Genomic DNA, 21,821 nt, shown 5'->3' with positions numbered 1-21,821 from the left:
CTATTTCCCTAAACAGGGGCTTGCGCCCCTGGATCGATCAGGCCTTAGCCCCAGGTTGCGCGGAACGCAACAGATACGGTCCCTTCCCACAGGCTGTTGGTCAGGTCTTTGAACTCTTTCGCAGTACCCGCGTTGTCCTGAGCGGAGTCAACGTAGAAGACGAATTTGTCCTGGCCGGTAATTTCGGTATCTGCCGCCGCGCCTGCGCTGGTGGTCAGGTTCCACAGGCCAGAAGAGACGCCGGTGTTAGAAGAAGAATCAACCAGCGTGGTCCATGCGGTTGATTTCGCCCCCACGGTGCCACCGATAGAGCCCAGGTCGTTACCGCCCCAACGCGCACCCACTTTCAGCTTGGTCGCTTCACCGCCCACGCTGAACAGCGTGTTGTTTGAATCGTCGAGGATAGCTTCGAGTTTGAAGCTGGTCGCCGTAGAGTGATCGCCACGGATAGCCACATCAAACAGACCGGTATCGGTGTTGAAAGATTTGGTATTGGCGCTGTAAACGAAGTTCAAAGCACGCGTTGGCGTAACAACCAGGTCGGATTCGCTGTCTTTGGTCGCGGTTGCCTGCCAGGTGGCAGAAGCCGTCGTTTCTGCTGCATTAACTGCGCTCAGCGCAGAAACAGACAGCAGGGAGCCCAGAACGATAGCGTTCAGTTTGTTCATTTATTTAGTCCTTCAAAAAAGAATCCACGTGTATAAAAAGGGGAGCCCCTTTTTCGAGGCGGAGTATAGACAGCCGCAAAATAACGAGGCAATACAGAAAAATTCACTCGCCGGAGAATAACAATAAAAATATAAATAAATTTCTCGTATCTTATTGTTACGTATTGAGTAAATCACTCAATTTCCCGAGCAATAGATAAATATCGATTTTTCAATAAAGAGAAATATCAGGACGTCGGAACAGCCACACACATCATTACAGGCAAAACCAGCCCCTTAATTAACCAGGCGTGCGGTTTAACGCGGGTAATATAGAAGAAGTTGATATTATCAAGTAACATTTCGTTTACAACGCCATCCGGTGCCGCATCATCTTCAGATTTATTCAGCTTTTTATCCTTAATATAAAAGATATTGCTTCCGTCGACTTTTTCCACGCTGAGCGTGTAATTTCTGTCAATCAGGTAGCTTTTGCCCTCTTTCTTGAGTACGCCTTTATGAATAACCGTCACAACATCTTTGTTGTTAAACAGGAAAAGCGTGGTTAGCGACATATCGGTTAACTCACCCGTGGAATAGGTTTTCCAGGAAATGGTATCTGACTGGCAGCCAAACCCCTCATCCTGCGTTCTGGTAAAATAGATCCACAACAACGCGATGGCAGACAGCGCCAGTACGATACTGAACAGTACACTCATTTTAGTCCTTGACATATTTTAACTCCCGGTCAGGCTTCTGTAAGAAATGCAGTTCTTATAATCGTCGATACTGTCCTGCTGATAACAGATGGCCAGGAAATAATTTTCTATCTGCGACTTTTTAAACCTGGAATAGTAAGCATCTGCAACCTGGTGTTGACAGTCGATATGTTGACTGGCAATGACCTCTTTTACGTGATTAAAGTAGTGCTGTCGCGGCTGATACATATTCTTATCGATCAGGTATACCGTACACCGGTCCACTTTACCGAGCAGATGCATATCAGAATCTTTCAGGCTCTCGGCATAGGAATCCCTTTGGTGCAACAGTAAAACAGCGGTGCCGATAACGGTAATCAGTAATAACGTGCAAAGAGAAATAAAGAGTCTGTGCAGCGATATTAATTGTTTAGGCGGATCGGCATCTTTCTTATGCGCTAGCGTATCGAATGCTTCAGAGGCAGATTGTTCACTAAGCGTTGAAACAACCGGCGGCCTGACCGTGTGATGTTCAATATGCGCGGCAAGGCTAAATCCCTTGCCACGTATCGTTTTTATCAGTAAAGGATCGCATCCTAATGTACGAAATGCTTTTCTGATTTCACTTATGGCAACATTCAGACTCACCGAAGAACCAGAGAAACCATGATCCTCCCAGACCTTCTTTATCAGGTCGTCTCTGTCGAGAGTTTTACCATTATTGATGATAAGTTCATAAAGCAGACGACCCGCCTGGTTAGATAACTTAATGGATGACTCTTCCTCTCCATTAATCATGATCATACCGGTGTCGACTTCATAAAGCATTGTAAGATCAATGAGATACTTCATATTATTATTACGCCATTGTTAAAATTATGTGCATTTGCCAGGCAATAATAAGTCTAAAGTTTGTGTGGTCAAGTCGCGTGATATTAATTGAGAGATGAATTCATAAAGCTTCATTAATTAACAATTATTAAATCATTAATAAAAATATTCGAACTAACGCATTTAGGTTAAAACATTAAAAAAAACTAACTCGCAAGATTATAATCTTAAACTTTAGAAGTTGTTGGAATAATGTTTTGTTATGTACTTTTTTAGTGCAACATAATATCGTCAAAGCATTCTCCCGAGTCGCCATGCGTCTAGCCGGTACATCAGGGACATGTGTAGCCGATTAACATTCATTTTAAATAACACAAATCTTCATGGAGTTTATCATGTTCAAATCGATCATGACCGTATCACTGCTGGCCGCCGCTATTGCTTCTACCAGCGCAGTTGCCGCAGACAATTCAGCGGGTGGTATCATTAACTTTACCGGCGCTATTACCGATACAACCTGTACCATTAACGGCGGTAAAAGCGCGGACTTTACCGTTGCGCTTTCCCCTATTTCGGTAAAAGATGCAGGCACCACGGTTGGCCTGATCACTAAGAATAAAAAATCTATTGCGCTGACGTTCTCAGGTTGTTCACCAGCAGCCGGAACAACCGGTACCCCGCTGAAAGTGTATTTCTCCAGCGCGGATAATATTTCCACTGACGGTAAATACCTGCTGAATAACAGCGTGAACGAAAGCGATGCCAGTGTGGCACGTAATGTCGGTTTTGCGTTAGTGGAGCCAGGTTCGTCTACGCCAATTACCCTGAACCAGCCTTACACTACGGATATTATGGGTACAGCGACCGCGCCAGATTCCGAGACGCTGACGCTGGATGTTTATTACTATAAAACGAACGCCGCTGCCGCCACCGTGGGCGAGTTAAGCTCCAACGTAACGTATACCATTTCCTACCTGTAATAATGATTATTCAGGCTCTGTTTTCGCAGAGCCTGTATTTAAGGTTGCAATCATGCGCAAGGCAATTTTGCTGGCAGGCTTACTGCTAAGCACCGGTCACTCATGGGCCAATATTGTCATTAATGGCACCCGTGTCCTTTATCCTGAAAATAACAAAGAGGTGATCGTCCAGTTAATGAATACGGGCGATGCGCCCGCTCTGGTGCAATCCTGGATAGATGACGGTGATATTAATTCCACGCCGGAAACAGCCAATGTGCCGTTTCTGCTGTCGCCGCCGGTGATAAAAGTTAACGAACATAATGGCCAACAGCTTCGTATTAAAAAGCTGCCGTCCAGCTTGCCTGCGGATCGCGAATCCGTCTTTTTCCTGAATGTCCTCGACATTCCGCCCAGACCTGAAAATCTGCAAAATCAGAATACCGTTCAGCTGGCGATTAAATCCCGTATCAAACTTTTTTACCGGCCCGCTGCGCTGAAAGGCACGCTGGATGACGCGGTGGCGAAACTGACGCTCGCCGCCGAAGGCGATCGCTTTCGCATTACAAATAACAGTCCGTTCCATATTACGGTCGCCAATATTTCGCTGGGTAAAACGAAAATGCTCCAGGAGTCCCCGATGGTTTCCCCGTTTGGGCAGCTGACGGTCGCCGCAAAAAATACGGTTAATCGCGGACAGACCTTCCAGCTGATGTATGTGGACGATCTTGGCGCGTATAAAACCCGGACTTTCACCAGTCAGTGATCGGAAAGACTCACCATGAAAATGAAACAAAACAGACTCTGTCTGCTGGCAGTCTGCACGCTTCTGCTTTCGCATAAATCAGGGGCCGTCTCGTTTGATCCCTCCCTGCTTGCTGGCGCATCCGGTGAGTCCGATCTGTCTCGCTTTTCCGAAAACAACGCCATGCCTGCCGGCAGTCAGGAGATGGATATCTACGTAAACGGCAGCTGGAAGGGACGTTATACCGTCATCTACGGCGAGCAGCGTGACGACATCCGCCTTGCCTGGAAAGATGCCCGGTCGCTTGGCATCAACACCACGTCCGTACCTGCGCCCGCCATTGCGCACGGGCAGGTGCAGCTGCGCGATCTGGTTCAGGGCGGTGAAGTCAAAACCGATACCAGCACCCTGAGTCTGGCGCTTACCGTTCCGCAGGCGGCTGTGCTGCGTACTGAAGAAGGTTACATTGCCCCCCAGTTTTGGGACGAGGGGATCCCGGCGCTGATGCTCTCGTGGAACACGACCTGGTATAACACCCGTGCAAAAGGCGCTGCGAAAGACACAAATGATGATTTTTATGCCGGGCTGGATTCCGGCGCCAACCTGTTCGGCTGGCAGTTTCGCGACAGCAGCGCCTGGCGGAAAACGGCCAGCGGAGAGAGTAGCTGGCAGAATAATACCCGCTACCTGCGCCGTCCCCTGGCCTCGCTGAAATCCAACCTGACGCTGGGTGACTTTTATATTCCTGGCTATCTGTTTGATTCCCTGCGCGTGCGCGGCGTGTCGCTGGCGTCGGACATGAAGATGCGCCCAAATTCACAGCAGGGTTTTTCACCGGTGGTTCACGGCGTGGCACGGACGAACGCCCTGGTGAAAGTTATCCAGAATGGCAACGTGATCTATCAGGAGAACGTACCGCCGGGCCAGTTTACCCTCGACAGCATTCAGCCTACCGGCTCCGCGGGCGATTTGCTGGTGGTGGTGCGTGAAGCGGACGGTTCACAGCAGTCCTTCACGGTGCCGTTTTCCGCCGTGCCCGGGATGCTAAAAGAAGGGGTGAGTCAGTACAGCGTGGTGGCGGGTAAAGTGCACCAGAACACGCTCGATGCCGAACCCGCATTCATGCAGGCCACGCTGCGCTACGGGTTTAATAACCTCATCACCGGGTATACAGGAACGATTATTAGCGATAACTACCAGGCCGGGCTTGTCGGTACCGGGTGGAACCTTCCGTTTGGCGCGGTCTCGTTTGATGTCACCCACGCCAAAACCACCCTACAGGATCGCACCAGCAGCGGTCAGAGTTATCGCGTGTCGTACAGCAAATTTATCGATACCACCGCCACCAACTTCACCCTGGCGGCCTATCGCTATTCCACTAAAGGCTATTACAGCTTCAGCGACGCGCTCTATTCGCGCGAAGGGTATCAGCGCCTGAGAGCGCAGTACGACGACTATGAAGATCGGTTTGGCGTTGCGCCCGACATGTCGCTAAGCACCTGGGATGCCCTGCGCGCGGCGCAGCCCAAGAATACCTTTACGCTTAACCTTAATCAGCGCCTGCTCAATAACTGGGGCACGGTATTTGTCTCCGGCACACAGCGCGATTACTGGAACTCACAGCAAACCACGCGCGAATACCAGATGGGCTATTCCAACGCCATCGGCCGCGCCAGCTATACCCTGTCGGCCAGCCGGGTACGGAACAGGGACAGTGAAGAAGAGACGCGCCTTTACCTCTCCCTCAGCCTGCCGTTCTCGCTGTTTGATAATAATGCCTGGATCACCTCCAGCCTGACGGCCAGCGATTCGCATTACGAGCAGAGCAATATCAGCATGAGCGGGAACGCGCTGGCGTCGAACCGACTGAGCTACACCCTCTCCGGCAGTAATGCGCGGGGGGGTAAAAATGCGGCAAGCGTTAACGCCGCGTACCGTTCGAACTTCGCGACACTCGGTGGCTCTTACAGCGAATCCTCCAACTACCGCCAGACCGGGCTCAGCGGACGGGGAAGCCTGGTGGCCTACCCGTGGCACGTTCTCGCCTCAAACGAAACCGGCACAACCATGACTATCGTCGATGCGCCAAAAGCGGAGGGACTGATGGTGAACGGCGATGAAAGCATTATGACGAACCGCGATGGCGTGGCGCTGGTGCCTTACGCCACCCCGTATCGCAAAAACGCCATTACGTTATCGCAAACGGAAAACAGCGCTGGCGCGGAGGTGATCGGCAACATGGCTAACGTGGCCCCTTACGACGGGGCGGTGAGCTATATCCGCTTCGAAACCGACAAACGCCAGTCATGGGTACTTCATGCGACGCGTGCCGACGGCAAACCGCTGCCCTTTGGTACCGAAGTGCTTGATGAACACGGTGAATCTGTCGGGTATGTCGGCCAGGCCAGCGTACTGTATATCCGCGCTGAACAGCCGCCACGCGCGCTCAACGTGCATCTCCGGGGCGGGAAGTGCGAAATCTCCGCCCCAGCCTGGGGGCTGAACAGCCCCTCATCGGTTTGCCATTAATTACGGATTATCAAAATGTTACGATCATTCATATTCCTGCTCCTCTCCAGTATTAGTGGGATGAGCTATGCCACCTGCTCCGGCAGCAGCATCGTTTATGGCACACCGATTACCATTGATTTATCGGATAAGCTGAGCCCGGCCACGCCCACATGGACCGGCAGCTTCAGCACCCAGTACAGCGGCTCATTCAACTGTACGACAGGTAACAGTGAATTTTCTTACACGCCGATCCTCTCGACCGACAGCAAATACGCGACCATCCTCGGGTTCAGCAATAACAAGTATATGGTGCGGGCGGAGATCACCAATCCCCCGGCCAATAAAACCCTGACTGCCAGCGGTAGCCATACGGCGTCTGAGCTGAACACACCGTTTACGGTTCGCTTCACCCTCGTTAACCAGAGCGGCACTACCCTGACGGGGGATACGGCGAACATGAGCGACGTTCTGTTCGTCAGCGACATGAGTGGGTTATCCTTCTGGGAAATCATCACCTGGCCAATCAATCAGGTCATCAAGATAGCACAGTGGTTATTCAGCGGGTTCAAGTGGCCTTACGACAACCGCGATATGTTTGGTCAGCCGATGATCATCAAATACGCGCCAAAACTGACTACCTGTTCCTTTGATAATGCGGGGCTGACCGTAGCGCTGCCGACGCTCGGCATTCCCCAGCTCAGTGCATCCTCACAGCCGGGGCTGACGCCTTTTTCACTGAACATGAGCTGTCAGAACGTCGGGGTTAACGGCAATTCCGATCGGGCAATTGAGATGTTTCTGTCCAGCACGCAGCTGCTCTCAACCGACAGCTCGGTGCTGATCGACAGCGGCAGTAGCGCGGCGCAGGGCGTGGGGCTACGCCTGATAAAACGTGACGCCCCGCAAACGCCGGTGACCTTCTCTACCTCAACCACCAGCCGTGGCAACGCCACGATGATTTTCAGCGTGGCGGCTGGCGCGGCGCTGGACGAACATTTCACCCTTCCGATGGCGGCGTACTATTACGTGTGGGCGCCCGCCCAGGTGAGCCAGGGTAAGATCAATACATCGGCTACGCTGAATATTATCTATCCCTGATGTGAGCTATTTCTCCATCTTTCCAACCGCTTGCACATACTTAATCAGTTCGCTGTGGTTGGAAAGATTCAGCTTTTTCATCGCATTGTGCTTCTGCGTCGCAATGGTACTGACCGAACGGTTTCGATGACGGGCAATCTCCGTCGTTGAAAATCCTTCCACGATAAGATGGAGCACCTCCCACTCTCTGGCCGAGAGGATGGAGCGCGCCCGGGAACCGGACCGCATTACCCGCCTGAGCCACGAAGAGATCGACGGTGTTTGCCCGTCCGCCATGAGCAACGCGGGTAATTCCTTTTTCAGTTCAGTCAATTCATCCTGCTGACTGATGGTTAATTCAAATTTCATCTCCAGAACTTTTTTTAACAGCCCGTAAGGCAGCTCGGGCACCAACAGAACACGCCTGACGTGATGGGTTTTACATAAAGATGTAAAACGGCTGCTGACCTCCGCACTCCACTCTTTATGATTAAGCAGATAATTAAATTCAGTGAAGAAAACATCCACGTTATTATCCGCCACCGCCGCCAGCGCCTGTTCAGTGGAATCGACCTGAGTAATGTTCAGTACGTAATCGGGTAAAAGATCATGGAGCGCCCGGAATATTATCTCTTTAAATATATTTATTTTGTAAAACACCATTACCTTTACGATACGTTCAGTATTATTCATGTCTTTTCTAAATTCTCGTGACCGGAGGAAAATGATAATAGTTTATGTACTCATCACTCACAACCTCTTCACGCCAGTGATTTTATCCTTCTCAGGCTTAAAAATCTGAACAAGGACATTAAATTTATAGAAAAAATTCTATTTTATTCTGCACGCCGTTTCCTCTTGCAGATAAAGCTTTGTCGATAACCCTGCCGCGATCACAATTTTTCTTTCAGGAATAGCAGTAAGCCACTGAAAAAACGGTGGATAAACCCCATCAATCAACCTTCTGATGCTTATTAATCGCCCATTCACAGAATAAAAATCTGGCATGAATATTATTAGAAGATTAAAACAATTGCATATACCATTAAAACCATTTTTCAATTTTATCTTCCTCTAATAATTGGCATCGGCTTTACTCGACGGTTTGTATTGGCTTACATTGATGCCATCGCATCGCGTTATTTAAAAAGTGCTCGCCATTCTTTTAATAAGAGAGTGCGAACCGCCATTTTCTCTTATATGGACTGTTTACTCAGCGAAAGGAGAATGCCAATGCAAAATAAAAAAACAATTCACGTTGCCGTTGTTGACAGCTGCGAATTCACGATGATTGGCCTGCAATCGCTCGGAAAGCGTGAGCCTGATGAAAAACACGACGTTATTTTCCATGGGTTTACCCATATCGAAGAACTTGCTATGAGTGAACAACTCTTTGATATCATCATTTATGATCCGTTGAATACGCGTCATTTCCGGGTGACGACGAATGACGACATTCTCTGTATTAAACAGAAACAAGTGACGGCGAAGATCTATATCTATTCGTTATCCGCTGGCTATTTGAAATTCAAACATGTTGATGGGGTAATCAGCAAAAGAGTCTCCCTGGGGGATATCAAAGCGCTGTGGCAAATACTGATGAGCCAGACGCCGCAAGAGCCTGGTCGTTATAACGTAGGCATGACTACCCGCTTACGCACCCCGGCGAGGCTGTCCAGCGAGGAGGCCAGCGTATTGCGCGGCTATTCCTGTAATCTCAAAACCAAGCAAATCGCCCGTCAGCTGGGGTGTAACGTCAGGCTGGTTTACTTTTATAAAAACAACGCCATGAACAAGCTTAAGGCCGTGCGTGGCCCCTCGTTTTACCAGAGCATTCGCTGGATCCTGAATTAAGAATTTGACCGTGTGTCGTTTGCCTTTTGTTCCCGTGTCCGCGGGAACCTTTTTTTCATTTCCTGAAGGCTGTTCCATGTATACCGTTCTTCCCTCTCCCCTGTTGCAACGTATCTCAGGGCTGCGATTCCAGCCGCTTGTCGATCTTCATTCGGGCCAGATGTTCGCGCATGAAGTTCTCGTGGAGATCCATAACGTCAATCTGGAGATATTGTTTGCTTCTCTGCCTTCGCGCAGCGCGCTGCAAATCTTCTTCTGGCAGGCCAACACCCTGTTACAGATACCCGCCCGGGACGCTTACTGGCTAAACCTTCCGGCAGAGCACCTTCTCGACGAACGCGCTATCCGGTTGTTGCTGGCGTTACGCCATCAGCAGCGGTTAACGATTGAAATTCAGGATCCTCTCACCATCACACGGCTGAGTAAGGCTGAGCAACATCGTCTTCATGCCACGCTTGTTCGGTTAAAAGAGGCGGGATGGCAAATCTGGCTGGACGATTTAACCCGGGAGTTGGCTGAGGCGTTCGCGCGGCTTGCGCTGCCGCTGGATGGGGTAAAAATTGACCGTTCAGCGCTGCGCGAGCGCGCGCCGCTTGCCCCGTTTGTGCAGGAGGTCAGGGCAGGTATCGCGCAATCAATTCTTATCGAAGGCATCGAGAATTCGCGGGATCTGGCGCGCGCCCGCACGTCTGGCGCACAGTCTGGCCAGGGTTTTCTGTGGCCCGAAAGCCGCACCGATGCCCGCGTAACGCTGTGAGGGCCAGCTTACCGTGGCCTACCAGCCCGGCACCGCACCGCCGTTAAAAAGGGTCTCTGCCGCTTTCGCCACTTCCGGCGACTGATAGGACTGGATAAATTCCTTCACGTTTTCGGCGTCTTTGTTGTCTTCACGCGTGACTACTATATTCACGTAAGGCGAGTTTTTGTCCTCAATAAAGACGCTGTCATGTACCGGAGACAGCCCCGTTTGCTGAAGATAGGTGGTACTGATGATGGCCACATCCACTTTCGGATCGTCCAGCACGCGCGGCAGCTGCGCCCCTTCCAGCTCCATAATCTGTACGTTTTTGGGATTCGCGGTAATATCCAGCGCCGTTGGCAGCAGGCCAACATCTGGTTTAAGGGTAATCAGCTTCTCTTTTTGCAGCAGCAACAGCGCGCGGCCGAGGTTGGTGGGATCGTTTGGAATCGCAATGGTTGCGCCATCCTTCAGCTCAGACACCGATTTAATCTTTCGGGAGTAACCCGCCATCGGGAAGACGAAGGTATTGGCCACGGCGACCAGCGTGTAATTGTGCGCCTTGTTATCTTGTGCAAGGAACGGGCGATGCTGGAGGACGTTGGCGTCCAGTTCGCCCTGGTTGGTGGCATCGTTAGGTAGCAGCGAGCCACTAAAGCCCACCAGCTCAACATCCAGACCGTATTTCTCTTTTGCCACCTTTTTGGCGACTTCCGCCACGTCCTGCTCAGCGCCATTAATCACGCCGACTTTAATGTGTTTGGCATCATTGCCGCCTTGATCGCAACCTGCCAGCAGCAGGGCCGCGAGCACCAGAGCACTCAACTGAAATTTCACGAGACAGTTCCTTTCGACAGTGGTTTTGAAGACTATATCGACAACGAGACGGCAGGCTAAAAAACGAAAAGGAATCAGTAAGACGGTTAAGTTATATGCGGCCTGTTGCCGGGTGGCGCTGCGCTTACCCGGCCTACGTAACGGGCGAAGTGTAGGCCCGGTAAGCGTAGCGCCACCGGGCGATGGGCATCAGGCTACGGTAGTCCAGGCGCAAGCAGAACCGCTAACCTCACGCCTGCCGACGCAGCGGCGCTTCGCGCAAAAACCACGACAGCACAAACGCCAGCACCATAATCCCCGCCGCCAGCATAAACACCGCATGGATAGCCGAGCCGAACGCATCCAGATAGTCCAGACGCAGGGCATCAGGCAGATGGTGAATGGCAACGGGATTAAGTTCGCGCGGCAGTTCCGCCCCTTCCGGCAGCCTGTCGATCAGCCCTGATTGCAGAATATGGGTGAACACCGCGCCAAACAGCGCAACGCCAATCGCCCCGCCAATGGAACGGAACAGCGTCACCCCAGAGGTCGCTACGCCGTATTGATCGGCTGACACGCTGTTCTGCACCGCCAGCACCAGCACCTGCATCACCAGTCCCAGCCCCATGCCCAGCACGCCGGTAAACAGGTACAGCTGCCAGGTTGGGGAGGTGATTGAAATGCGCGTCAGTAACACCATCCCCACCACGCCGAGCAGCGTGCCGAGGATCGGGAACAGGCGGTATTTCCCGGTGCGGCTGATGATGCGCCCGCTGATGATGGAGGTGAGCAACAGCCCGCCCATCAGGGGGATCAGCTGCAAGCCGGCCTGCGTTGGCGTGGCGTCTTTCACCACCTGTAAATAGAGCGGCAGGAACGTTACCGAGCCAAACAGGGACATGCCGATGATAAAGCCAATCAGGCTACAGAGCAGGAAGCTGCGGTCGCGGAAGAGCGACAGCGGGATAATCGGCTCCCACGCCAGCCGCTCTTCGTAAATAAACCCGGCGATCCCCGTCAGGCCGAAGGCCAGAATGCACCACAGCTGCGGGTCGTTCCATTGGCGGATCGTACCGCCCTCGGTGGTAAACAGAATGATGCACAGCAGCGCCATGCTGAGGTAAATCGCCCCCAGGTAATCAATCTCATGCTTGCTGCGCCGCGCGCTGCCGTGGAATACCGCGCCAATCACCAGCAGCGCAAACAGCCCCAGCGGCAGGTTGATGTAGAAAATCCAGCGCCAGGATGCGTGCTGAACGATAAACCCGCCGATCAGCGGCCCTATCACCGTCGCCAGGCCAAACACGCCGCCAAACAACCCCTGATAGCGACCCCGATCGGCAGGCGGGATCACGTCCGCCACGGCAGCCATGCTGATCACCATCAGACCGCCGCCCCCCAGCCCTTGCAGGGCGCGCATCAGCACCAGCTGGGTCATGTTCTGCGCCAGACCGCACAGCGCGGACCCTACAAGAAACAGCACAATCGCGATTTGCAGAACGATTTTTCGGCCAAACAGATCGCCGAATTTGCCATACAGCGGCACCACGATGGTCGAACTGAGGATATAGGCTGTCACCACCCAGGAGAGCTTATCCAGCCCGCCCAGCTCGCCGACGATGGTCGGCAGCGCGGTGGAGACAATGGTCTGATCCAGCGCCGAGAGCAGCATCACCAGCAGGAGGGCGCTGAACAGCAGCTTAATCGACGGTGCGTTTTTCGCAGGTTGAGTCATTACGTCAGACTCCATAAGAGATCGCTTGAAATTAATTAATCGAATAATTAATATTCAGGTAAGTTATGGATAAGATCAAGAGACAGCGTGACCGTGCCAGCACTAAAAGACAATTCTGAACCCCGCCGCCCCGGACGTCCGCGCGGCGGCAAGCGCGTTACCGCCAGCCGTGAACAGCTGCTGGATATCGCCCTGAATCTCTTTTCCCGCCAGGGGATCGCCAATACGTCGTTGAACGCTATTGCCCGCGAAGCCGGCGTGACGCCCGCCATGCTGCACTACTACTTCAACTCCAGAGAACAGTTGCTGGATGCGATGATTGAGGAGCGCTTCCTGCCGTTACGTGAGCGGATCGGGGCAATTTTCGCCGACAACCGGGATTCGCCGGTGGATGCCCTGACGGAAATGGTCAGGGTGCTGGCCGAACTGGCGGAAAAGTATCGCTGGTTTGCCCCGCTGTGGATGCAGGAGGTGATCGGCGAGATGCCGGTACTGCGTACGCATTTGCAGGAGCGCTTTGGCGATGAGAAATATCACACCACGCTGGCAACCATCAAAGGCTGGCAGCAGGAAGGAAAGCTGAATCCGGCGCTGGCCCCCGAACTGCTGTTCACGACGCTGCTGAGCCTGGTGCTGGTGCCGTTCTCTCGCATGCGCAATGACGAGAGGCTTAATGCTCTCTCGCCGGAGATCGTTGTGCGCCACGTGTTAGCCGTGATCGGCAACGGGATCGGTGGTTAAAGATCCCTGGTCAGATAGTGTCTCTGCATTCCCTGATAAGGGTAATCCTGTAAGGACATCTGCACCTGATAACCCTGTTTTTCATAGAACGGACGCGCCTGGAAGCTGACCGTATCCACCAGCGCGTGACGGCACCCTTTGCGACGGGCCTCCTCTTCAGCCGTTTTGATCAGCTGGCTGCCGACGCCCGTTCCCCGCACCCTGTCGCTGACCCACAGAAAGTCGATATTCAGCCAGTCGCCTTTACGTACGCCGATTAACCCGCCCAGCATGACGCCGTTGTCGTCTCGCACATATACGCCAATATCGCCACTAAACGTCGCCAGATCTAAATACTGCACGTTATAGGCTCTTAGCCCCGTTAATAATTCTTCTTTTTCTTCAGCCGTGACTTTATCTGTAATGCTCAGATGCATAAATCTCTCCTTATTTTCAGCGCAATCTGAATATCTCACAGCTTAACCTTCATAAAAACTCCTTATTTCCTCCATTGTTTAAACAAGGAAATATTCATTCAATATGTAAATAAAAAAAACCTTTCCAATAGGCTCCGAAAACGTATAATGAGAACGATCATTCTCACTTTTTACGGTAGCCGACGATGAGCACAAAGCTGGAAGAACGACAAAAACTACGGCAGGACGAAATCATCACCGCCGCGCGCCGCTGCTTTCGCGCCAGTGGATTTCACGCTGCCAGCATGTCGCAGATCGCCAGCGAAGCCAGGCTCAGCGTCGGACAAATCTATCGCTATTTCAGTAACAAAGACGCGATCATTGAAGAGATGATCCGGCGCATTATCGACTCACGTATTGAGGAGATGCAGGGCAAAACCCTGGTTGAAGGGATGCCGCAGGCGCTTGCCTGGCGCCAGACGCTTAACGAAGATGATGATGCGCTAATGCTCGAAATGTCCGCAGAGGCCACGCGCAATCCGCTGGTGGCAAACATGCTGATCGAAGCCGAAGCCCGCATGTTCGCCAACGCCTGTGAGCACCTGAAAAAGCAGTTCCCCCACCTGAGCGATGAGCATATTCGCTGCTGCGTGGAGATTACCGCCGTGATGATCGAAGGCACGATTTACCGTCGACTCACGCCTTTAAAAGTACCGTCAGAACAATTAGAGCCCATATACCAGAATATTTTAAATATGCTTTTCTCTGCGAAGTAATCGCATGTGAATAATTAGCGGAAATAAGTAATTTCCCTTTTTTCATTTCTGGCTCTGCCAGAGATGCGGGATCGCTGTGCTTTTAATTAGCCCTCCTCCCTGTTAAGCGATTAACAGGGCAGGCTTCGTTCACCCTGGAAAAAGATTATGAAAACCATAACAACCTCCATCGCAGCATTACTCCTCCTGACAGGGTGCGATAATGCGCAAACATCTGCTCCCCAGCGTCCTCTTCCGGAAGTGGGGATTGTCACACTCATGAGCCAGCCGGTGTCCGTGGTCAGCGAGCTGACCGGCCGCACCGCCGCCGCGATGAGCGCCGAAGTGCGCCCTCAGGTGGGCGGCATTATTCAGAAACGGCTCTTCACCGAAGGCGATACGGTCAAGGCCGGGCAGGCGCTGTATCAGATCGATCCTTCCAGCTACCGCGCCGCTTATGATGAAGCTGCCGCCGCACTGAAACAGGCGCAGGCGCTGGTGCAGGCCGACTGCCAGAAAGCCCGGCGCTATGCGCAGCTGGTTAAGGATGACGGCGTATCACGTCAGGATGCGGAAGACGCGAAGTCCACCTGCGCGCAGGACAAGGCCAGCGTCGAGTCAAAGAAAGCCGCGCTGGAAAGTGCCCGCATTAACCTCAACTGGACCACCGTCACCGCGCCGATTGCCGGACGTATCGGCATCTCCTCTGTGACCCCCGGCGCGCTGGTGACCGCCCAGCAGGATACCGCGCTGGCCACTATTCGCGGGCTGGACAGTATGTACGTCGATTTAACCCGTTCCAGCGCCGATCTGCTGCGATTACGCAAGCAAACCCTCGCCAGCAACAGCGATACGCTGAACGTGTCGTTGATCCTCGAAGACGGCAGCAGCTACAGCGAAAAAGGCCATCTGGCGTTAACCGAAGTGGCGGTGGATGAGTCTACCGGCTCAGTCACCCTGCGCGCCGTCTTCCCGAACCCGCAGCATCAGCTTCTGCCGGGCATGTTCGTCCGCGCCCGAGTGGATGAAGGCATCATGAATGACGCGATCCTCGCGCCGCAGCAGGGCATCACCCGCGACGCCAAAGGTACCGCCACCGCGCTGGTGGTGAACGCCAGCAACAAGGTCGAGCAGCGTCAGCTGGAGACGGGCGACACCTATGGCGATAAATGGCTGGTGCTGAATGGCCTGAAGGCGGGCGATAAGCTGATTGTGGAAGGCACCGACAAAGTCACCGCCGGGCAGGAAGTGAAAGCTGAAGAGATGAAAACCAACGGAGGAAACGCCTGATGTTTTCCCGTTTCTTCGTGCGTCGCCCGGTCTTTGCCTGGGTTATCGCCATTCTCATCATGCTCGCCGGGATACTGGCGATCCGCACGCTGCCCGTTGCGCAGTACCCGGACGTTGCCCCGCCGTCGATCAAAATCTCCGCCACCTACACCGGCGCCTCCGCACAAACGCTGGAGAACAGCGTGACGCAGGTGATCGAGCAGCAGCTCACCGGGCTGGATAACCTGCTCTACTTCACCTCCACCAGCAGCTCGGACGGTTCGGTGAGCATCAACGTCACGTTTGAACAGGGAACCGATCCGGACACCGCTCAGGTACAGGTGCAGAACAAAGTCCAGCAGGCGGAATCACGCCTGCCGACCGAGGTGCAGCAGTCCGGGATCACCGTCGAAAAATCCCAGAGCAACTTCCTGCTGATCATGGGCGTGTATGACAAAACCGATACCGCCAGCAGCTCGGATATTGCCGACTGGCTGGTGAGTAATATGCAGGATCCGCTGGCGCGCGTGGATGGTGTCGGCAGCCTGCAGGTGTTTGGCGCAGAATACGCGATGCGCATCTGGCTCGACCCGGCTAAGCTGGCGTCGTACTCGCTGATGCCCTCCGACGTGCAGAGCGCGATTGAAGCGCAGAACGTCCAGGTCTCCGCCGGTAAAATCGGCGCGCTGCCCTCGTCGAACGCCCAACAGCTGACCGCCACCGTCCGCGCTCAGTCGCGTCTGCAAACGGTCGATGAGTTCAAAAAAATCATCGTCAAGAGCGAGTCCAACGGTGCGGTGGTGCGCATCAGCGACGTCGCGCGCGTGGAGATGGGCAGCGAAGATTACACCGCCACCGCGAAGCTGAACGGCCACCCGGCGGCGGGTATGGCGGTGATGCTCTCGCCGGGCGCCAACGCGCTTAACACCGCCACGGCGGTAAAAGACAAGATCGCCGAGTTCAAAAAGTCGATGCCGGAAGGCTACGACGTGGCCTACCCGAAAGACAGCACCGAGTTCATCAAGATCTCCGTTGAGGACGTGATTCAGACCCTGTTCGAAGCCATTATCCTCGTGGTGGTGGTGATGTACCTGTTTCTGCAAAACATCCGCGCGACGCTGATCCCGGCGCTGGCGGTGCCGGTGGTGCTGCTGGGCACCTTCGGCGTACTGGCGCTGTTCGGTTACTCCATCAACACCCTGACGCTGTTTGCCATGGTGCTGGCGATAGGACTTTTGGTGGATGACGCCATCGTGGTGGTGGAAAACGTCGAGCGTATTATGCGAGACGAAGGGCTGCCCGCCCGGGAAGCGACCGAAAAATCGATGGGCGAAATTTCCGGCGCGCTGATCGCCATTGCGCTGGTGCTCTCTGCGGTATTCCTGCCGATGGCCTTCTTCGGCGGCTCTACCGGGGTCATTTACCGTCAGTTCTCGGTCACCATTATTTCGGCGATGTTCCTCTCCGTAGTGGTGGCGCTGACCCTGACGCCCGCGCTGTGCGGCTCGATCCTGAATCACACCGCTCCGCACAAAAAGGGCTTCTTCGGCGCGTTTAACCGCTTCTACAGTAAGACCGAGCACGGCTATCAGAATAAGGTTCTGCGCGCCCTGCGCCGTTCCGGCGGCATGCTGGTGATCTTCGCCCTGCTCTGCGGCGCGATGGGGTTCGCCATGCTGAAACTGCCGGGCAGCTTCCTGCCAACCGAAGACCAGGGAGAAATCATGGTGCAGTACACCCTCCCTGCCGGCGCAACCGCGGTGCGTACCGCAGAGGTAAGCCGCCAGGTACGCGAGTGGTTCCTCACCAAAGAGAAAGCCAATACCGACGTGATCTTTACCGTTGAAGGTTTCAGCTTCAGCGGCAGCGGCCAGAACGCCGGGATGGCGTTCGTCTCCCTGAAAAACTGGTCAGAGCGTAAAGGCGAGGAAAACACCGCGCAGGCCATTGCCCTGCGCGCTACGCAGGAGCTGAGCGCCATCCGCGATGCCACCATCTTTGCGATGACACCGCCGGCAGTGGACGGTCTGGGCCAGAGCAACGGCTTTACCTTTGAGCTGATGGCGAGCGGCGGCACCGACCGCGACGCGCTGCTGAAACTGCGTAACCAGCTGATTGGCGAAGCGAATCAGGACAGCTCGCTGCACGCCGTCCGCGCCAACGATCTGCCGCAGATGCCGCAGCTTCAGGTGGATATCGATAACAACAAAGCCGTGTCGCTGGGGCTCTCCCTGAGCGACGTCACCGACACCTTGTCCAGCGCCTGGGGCGGCACCTACGTGAACGACTTCATTGACCGTGGCCGCGTGAAAAAGGTCTACATCCAGGGCGACAGCGACTATCGCGCGGTACCGTCGGATCTCAACAAATGGTATGTGCGCGGCAGCGACAGCACTATGACCCCATTCTCCGCCTTCGCCACCACCCGCTGGGAGTATGGCCCAGAAAGCCTGGTGCGCTACAACGGCTCGGCGGCGTATGAAATTCAGGGCGAGAACGCCAGCGGCGCCAGCTCCGGTACGGCGATGAGCAAAATGGAGCAGCTGGCGAATAACCTGCCGTCCGGCAGCACCTGGGCGTGGAGCGGTTTGTCGTTGCAGGAAAAACTGGCGAGCGGTCAGGCGATGAGCCTTTATGCCCTCTCCATCCTCGTGGTGTTCCTGTGCCTGGCGGCACTGTATGAGAGCTGGTCGGTGCCCATTTCGGTGATCCTCGTGATCCCGCTTGGGGTGCTGGGCGCGGCCATTGCCGCCTCCCTGCGCGGCCTGAGCAACGATGTCTATTTCCAGGTGGCGCTGCTGACCACCATCGGTCTGTCGTCGAAGAACGCCATTCTGATTGTCGAGTTTGCCGAAGCCAAAGTGGCCGAAGGCTACTCACTGACGCGCGCCGCCCTGCGGGCCGCCCAGACGCGTCTGCGTCCGATCATCATGACCTCGCTGGCGTTTATCGCAGGCGTGACGCCGCTGGCGATTGCCACCGGCGCGGGGGCCAACAGCCGCGTGGCGATCGGCACCGGCATTATCGGCGGGACGCTGGCCGCGACGCTGCTGGCTATCTTCTTTGTTCCTTTATTCTTTGTACTGGTGAAACGTCTGTTCTCCGGTAAGCACGCAAACCGGAGGTCATAATGTTTCGTGTAACTGTTTTAGCGTTAGCACTGCTGAGCGCAGGCTGTGTGTCATTAGATCCCACGTATCAGCGCCCGGACGCGCCCGTTCCGGCCACCCTACCCGGCGCGCACGGCGAAGCCAGCGCCGTGGTGAGCCAGTGGCAGCAGGTGATGAATGATGCGCGGCTGAAAAGCGTGGTGACGATGGCGCTCAACAGCAACCGCGACGTGCAAAAAGCGATTGCGGATATCGACGCCGCCCGTGCCCAGTATGGCGAAACGCGCTCGTCCCTGTTCCCGACGGTGGACGCGGAACTGAGTCATACCCGCAGCCGTACGCTGGCGAGCGGCGTCGCGACGAGCGACGAAGCCAACGGCACGGTCTCCAGCTTCGAACTGGATCTGTTTGGCCGCAACCAGAGCCTGTCGCGCGCCGCGCGTGAAACCTGGCTTGCCAGCGAGTTCACCGCGCAGAACACGCGCCTGACAATGGTCAGCGAGCTGACCACGGCCTGGGTGACGCTGGCGGCGGATAACAGCAATCTGGCGCTGGCGAAATCCACCCTGGAGAGCGCCGCGAACTCGCTCAAAATCGTCAAACGTCAGCAGGAAGTAGGTGTGGCAGCGGCCACGGACGTCAGTGAAGCGATGGCGGTTTACCAGCAGGCGCGCGCCAGCGTGGCGAGCTACCAGACGCTGGTGATGCAGGACAAAAACGCCCTTAACCTGCTGGCGGGCGATACGGTGCCCGAGAACCTGCTGCCCGGCACGCTGGAGAGCCTGAGCGATAACGCCATCACGCTGATCCCGGCGGGCGTCAGCTCCAGCGCGCTGCTGCGTCGCCCGGACATTCAGGAGGCGGAACATAACCTGCTGAGCGCTAACGCCAACATCGGCGCGGCACGCGCCAACTTCTTCCCGACCATTTCACTGACCGCCAGCGCGGGCGTCGGCAGCGATTCGCTGTCATCCCTGTTCAGCCACGGCATGAAGGTCTGGTCGTTCGCGCCGTCCATCACCCTGCCGCTGTTTAGCGGGGGCAACAATATGGCGCAGCTGCGCTATGCGGAAGCGGAGAAGAAGGGGCTAATCGCCACCTATGAGAAGACCATCCAGAGCGCGTTTAAGGACGTGGCCGACGCGCTGGCGCGGCGCGAAACGTTGAGCGAACAGCTTGATGCCCAGCGTGAATACGTGGCGGCGGAGCAAAAAACGCTGGATGTGGCGACGCGCAGTTACAAGGCTGGCGCGGGCGATTATCTGACGGTGCTCACCGCGCAGCGATCGCTGTGGTCAGCACAGGAATCACTGATTGCCTTGCAGCAAACCGACCTGGAAAACCGCATCACGCTGTGGCAATCGCTGGGTGGAGGGGTTCAGTAACGGCCTGAGAGGGCGATTCTCATACCAGGTGAAAAGTAAATTCATACTTTCGGCTGGAATCGCCTGCCTGAATGTAACGATACATTTCAGGGAAAGCCTGTGACTTTACCGGAGGTCTCAATGAAATCTGCACACCTGGTTTGCCTGCTCGTTTGCCTGATTTTCGCTGCGTTTGTTCACGCGCAGGAGAAGAGCGCTCCGGAGAAAGAGGCCCAGATAAAACAGCAGGTCCTGAAAGATGTGAAGAAAACCTGTACCCCGCAGAAAAAGCAGAGCGATAAGGCCTGGCAGGCGATGATTTTGTCGTCTGAGGCCAATCAGCTGCTGATCAAAAATGCCATCACCGCCGTGAAGCGTGACAACCTTAACGCCTACTGGGATGCAGTAAGTCAGGTGGATTGTATGGAAGATTACTGAGGGTTGAGCGCCGGGTGGCGGCTGCGCCTTACCCGGCCTACATCACATGTTTAACGCTTCCGCACATCCGGAATAATCAAATCCCCACGCAGAACGTAGGACCCGAGCATCTGCGTTTTCGCCGTCAGCCAGCTCACGATGCGCGCCGCCATGGCGTCCATGGAATACTCAATGGCCGGGATCACCGGAATACCCGGGAGATGCAGCGAACCGCCGAGGCTGAAGACCATGATGTCTTCCGGTACCGATTTATTAAACGCCTGTAACTGCGGGATCACCCGCTGGGCTTCCTGCTCGTCTGCCACCAGCAGCGCGTTGAAGTTCAGCGTGGACGCGTTGTTGAGTAATTCCTGAAGCGCAACGGACGATGAAGTCGCGTCCATAAACACGAGGTTGCGATTAAAGGGCAGGAAGTTTTTCTCCAGCGCATGTTTGTAACCCAGCAGCACCTGATCGGCAAAGCCGCTGCCGTGCGGGTGGATCAGTGCTATCTGGCGACGCCCCTGGCTGGTGAGATAGTTGCAGGCCGTTTCAGCCGCGAACGCGTGATCGAACTGAATGCTGTTGGCGTTATCGGCTTCCATACAGTCGACCAGAATGACGTTGTCCATGTCCACGTCCAGCGGGAAACGCGCGCCAATCACCAGAATGTCATCACATAAGCCGCAGGAGAGTTCTTCAAGGGCGTTCATCACTTCTGTTTTCGTGTGTGCGAAACGCAGCAGCAGATGTTTTTGATGCTGGCTGAGGTGTTTTTCCAGCGCGTACAGGTAACCGGTGGTCTGGTTAATGTTCTCCTGCGCGCAAATCACCCCAATGCAGCCCGTCGACTGGCTGAGCAGCGACTGGGCGATCACGTTCGGACGATAGTTCAGCTCATCCACCGCTCTCAGAACAGCCTGTCGGCTGGCTTCTTTAACGCCACGCGACCCGCTCAACACCCGTGATACCGTGGCTTTGGACACCCCGGCCAGACGCGATACATCGTTGATTGTAGACATCTCTCTCCCCTGTCAGACGCAACTGGCGTCTGTAATTTCCATCACCGCTACGGCTCACATTATAGCCAGAACGGAGTATATCCGTTTCCGTTTTCCATGGAAACCGATTTTCCGTTTCCACTCAATTTGATGTCAA

20 protein-coding genes are annotated in these 21,821 nt (G+C 54.6%); 12 read left to right on the top strand and 8 right to left on the bottom strand.

Annotated elements, in window-relative coordinates:
* Positions 1 to 44: 44 nt before the first annotated feature.
* The 3 genes from ACQG11_RS09845 to ACQG11_RS09835 all read right to left on the bottom strand — a co-directional run bounded on the left by ACQG11_RS09845 (position 45) and on the right by ACQG11_RS09835 (position 2,197).
* Positions 45 to 668 carry a common pilus major fimbrillin subunit EcpA gene (locus ACQG11_RS09845; protein WP_003860995.1) on the bottom strand — a complete coding sequence of 208 codons (624 nt, stop codon included), beginning with the start codon at positions 666 to 668 and terminating at the stop codon, positions 45 to 47.
* 227 nt (positions 669 to 895) lie between these two features.
* Positions 896 to 1,366 (bottom strand): hypothetical protein, encoded by a 471-nt coding sequence (locus tag ACQG11_RS09840; protein ID WP_022646581.1) that lies wholly within the window; start codon positions 1,364 to 1,366, stop codon positions 896 to 898.
* An 18-nt stretch (positions 1,367 to 1,384) separates the two neighbouring features.
* On the bottom strand, positions 1,385 to 2,197 hold the full coding sequence (locus ACQG11_RS09835; RefSeq protein WP_022646580.1) for a winged helix-turn-helix domain-containing protein: 813 nt from the start codon (positions 2,195 to 2,197) through the stop codon (positions 1,385 to 1,387).
* Positions 2,198 to 2,571: 374 nt separating this feature from the next.
* Here ACQG11_RS09835 and ACQG11_RS09830 point away from each other — a divergent pair, with 374 nt between their 5' ends.
* The 4 genes from ACQG11_RS09830 to ACQG11_RS09815 are packed head-to-tail and all read left to right on the top strand — an operon-like array spanning position 2,572 to position 7,489.
* A complete protein-coding gene (locus tag ACQG11_RS09830) occupies positions 2,572 to 3,156 on the top strand; it encodes a fimbrial protein (protein WP_022646579.1) in 585 nt (194 codons plus the stop codon).
* A 52-nt stretch (positions 3,157 to 3,208) separates the two neighbouring features.
* The gene (locus tag ACQG11_RS09825) at positions 3,209 to 3,901 is read left to right on the top strand and encodes a fimbrial biogenesis chaperone (RefSeq protein WP_165715880.1); all 693 of its coding nucleotides are present in this window, start codon (positions 3,209 to 3,211) and stop codon (positions 3,899 to 3,901) included.
* A 15-nt stretch (positions 3,902 to 3,916) separates the two neighbouring features.
* Positions 3,917 to 6,409, top strand: coding sequence for a fimbria/pilus outer membrane usher protein (locus ACQG11_RS09820; protein WP_426728340.1), 2,493 nt, complete (start codon positions 3,917 to 3,919; stop codon positions 6,407 to 6,409).
* A 15-nt stretch (positions 6,410 to 6,424) separates the two neighbouring features.
* Positions 6,425 to 7,489 (top strand): fimbrial protein, encoded by a 1,065-nt coding sequence (locus ACQG11_RS09815; RefSeq protein WP_045308241.1) that lies wholly within the window; start codon positions 6,425 to 6,427, stop codon positions 7,487 to 7,489.
* A 6-nt stretch (positions 7,490 to 7,495) separates the two neighbouring features.
* Here ACQG11_RS09815 and ACQG11_RS09810 read toward each other — a convergent pair whose 3' ends face one another.
* Positions 7,496 to 8,131 carry a LuxR C-terminal-related transcriptional regulator gene (locus ACQG11_RS09810; protein ID WP_032622107.1) on the bottom strand — a complete coding sequence of 212 codons (636 nt, stop codon included), beginning with the start codon at positions 8,129 to 8,131 and terminating at the stop codon, positions 7,496 to 7,498.
* Between the two features lie 570 nt (positions 8,132 to 8,701).
* Here ACQG11_RS09810 and ACQG11_RS09805 point away from each other — a divergent pair.
* Positions 8,702 to 9,322: a LuxR C-terminal-related transcriptional regulator gene (locus ACQG11_RS09805; protein WP_058646779.1), complete on the top strand. Its 621-nt coding sequence runs from the start codon at positions 8,702 to 8,704 to the stop codon at positions 9,320 to 9,322.
* 76 nt (positions 9,323 to 9,398) lie between these two features.
* Positions 9,399 to 10,079, top strand: coding sequence for an EAL domain-containing protein (locus tag ACQG11_RS09800; RefSeq protein WP_022646575.1), 681 nt, complete (start codon positions 9,399 to 9,401; stop codon positions 10,077 to 10,079).
* Positions 10,080 to 10,097: 18 nt separating this feature from the next.
* Here ACQG11_RS09800 and nlpA read toward each other — a convergent pair whose 3' ends face one another.
* Both nlpA and ACQG11_RS09790 read right to left on the bottom strand, forming a co-directional pair.
* Positions 10,098 to 10,898, bottom strand: coding sequence for a lipoprotein NlpA (gene nlpA / locus ACQG11_RS09795; RefSeq protein WP_426728339.1), 801 nt, complete (start codon positions 10,896 to 10,898; stop codon positions 10,098 to 10,100).
* 229 nt (positions 10,899 to 11,127) lie between these two features.
* Positions 11,128 to 12,627: an MDR family MFS transporter gene (locus tag ACQG11_RS09790; RefSeq protein WP_046621848.1), complete on the bottom strand. Its 1,500-nt coding sequence runs from the start codon at positions 12,625 to 12,627 to the stop codon at positions 11,128 to 11,130.
* Positions 12,628 to 12,705: 78 nt separating this feature from the next.
* On the opposite strand from ACQG11_RS09790, the gene ACQG11_RS09785 reads away from it, so the two are divergent.
* Positions 12,706 to 13,353, top strand: coding sequence for a TetR/AcrR family transcriptional regulator (locus ACQG11_RS09785; RefSeq protein WP_032622106.1), 648 nt, complete (start codon positions 12,706 to 12,708; stop codon positions 13,351 to 13,353).
* Here the strand turns inward: ACQG11_RS09785 and ACQG11_RS09780 are convergent.
* Entirely contained in the window at positions 13,350 to 13,769 is a 420-nt protein-coding gene (locus ACQG11_RS09780) for a GNAT family N-acetyltransferase (RefSeq protein WP_426728338.1), read from the bottom strand. The two genes, ACQG11_RS09785 and ACQG11_RS09780, sit on opposite strands and share 4 nt — an antisense overlap.
* A gap of 185 nt (positions 13,770 to 13,954) precedes the next feature.
* Between ACQG11_RS09780 and ACQG11_RS09775 the strand changes: the two genes are divergently transcribed.
* From ACQG11_RS09775 to ACQG11_RS09755, 5 genes are all read left to right on the top strand, one after another.
* Entirely contained in the window at positions 13,955 to 14,524 is a 570-nt protein-coding gene (locus ACQG11_RS09775) for a TetR/AcrR family transcriptional regulator (RefSeq protein WP_022646570.1), read from the top strand.
* 147 nt (positions 14,525 to 14,671) lie between these two features.
* Complete coding sequence (locus ACQG11_RS09770) at positions 14,672 to 15,793, top strand: efflux RND transporter periplasmic adaptor subunit (protein ID WP_038414997.1); 1,122 nt, start codon at positions 14,672 to 14,674, stop codon at positions 15,791 to 15,793.
* Positions 15,793 to 18,903 carry an efflux RND transporter permease subunit gene (locus ACQG11_RS09765; RefSeq protein WP_038414996.1) on the top strand — a complete coding sequence of 1,037 codons (3,111 nt, stop codon included), beginning with the start codon at positions 15,793 to 15,795 and terminating at the stop codon, positions 18,901 to 18,903. The genes ACQG11_RS09770 and ACQG11_RS09765 overlap by 1 nt, the downstream gene beginning before the upstream one ends.
* On the top strand, positions 18,903 to 20,267 hold the full coding sequence (locus ACQG11_RS09760; RefSeq protein WP_022646568.1) for an efflux transporter outer membrane subunit: 1,365 nt from the start codon (positions 18,903 to 18,905) through the stop codon (positions 20,265 to 20,267). The genes ACQG11_RS09765 and ACQG11_RS09760 overlap by 1 nt, the downstream gene beginning before the upstream one ends.
* Positions 20,268 to 20,387: 120 nt before the next feature.
* Positions 20,388 to 20,684 (top strand): YicS family protein, encoded by a 297-nt coding sequence (locus ACQG11_RS09755; protein WP_063150646.1) that lies wholly within the window; start codon positions 20,388 to 20,390, stop codon positions 20,682 to 20,684.
* Between the two features lie 50 nt (positions 20,685 to 20,734).
* Here the strand turns inward: ACQG11_RS09755 and ACQG11_RS09750 are convergent, their stop codons facing one another.
* The gene (locus tag ACQG11_RS09750) at positions 20,735 to 21,685 is read right to left on the bottom strand and encodes a LacI family DNA-binding transcriptional regulator (RefSeq protein WP_022646566.1); all 951 of its coding nucleotides are present in this window, start codon (positions 21,683 to 21,685) and stop codon (positions 20,735 to 20,737) included.
* Positions 21,686 to 21,821 lie beyond the last annotated feature (136 nt).

Source organism: Enterobacter cloacae complex sp. 372C4, assembly GCF_050030615.1.
Classification (GTDB): domain Bacteria; phylum Pseudomonadota; class Gammaproteobacteria; order Enterobacterales; family Enterobacteriaceae; genus Enterobacter; species Enterobacter intestinihominis.
Note: the sequence above shows the minus strand (reverse complement) of the source record. Positions and strands in the feature narration are given on the sequence as shown.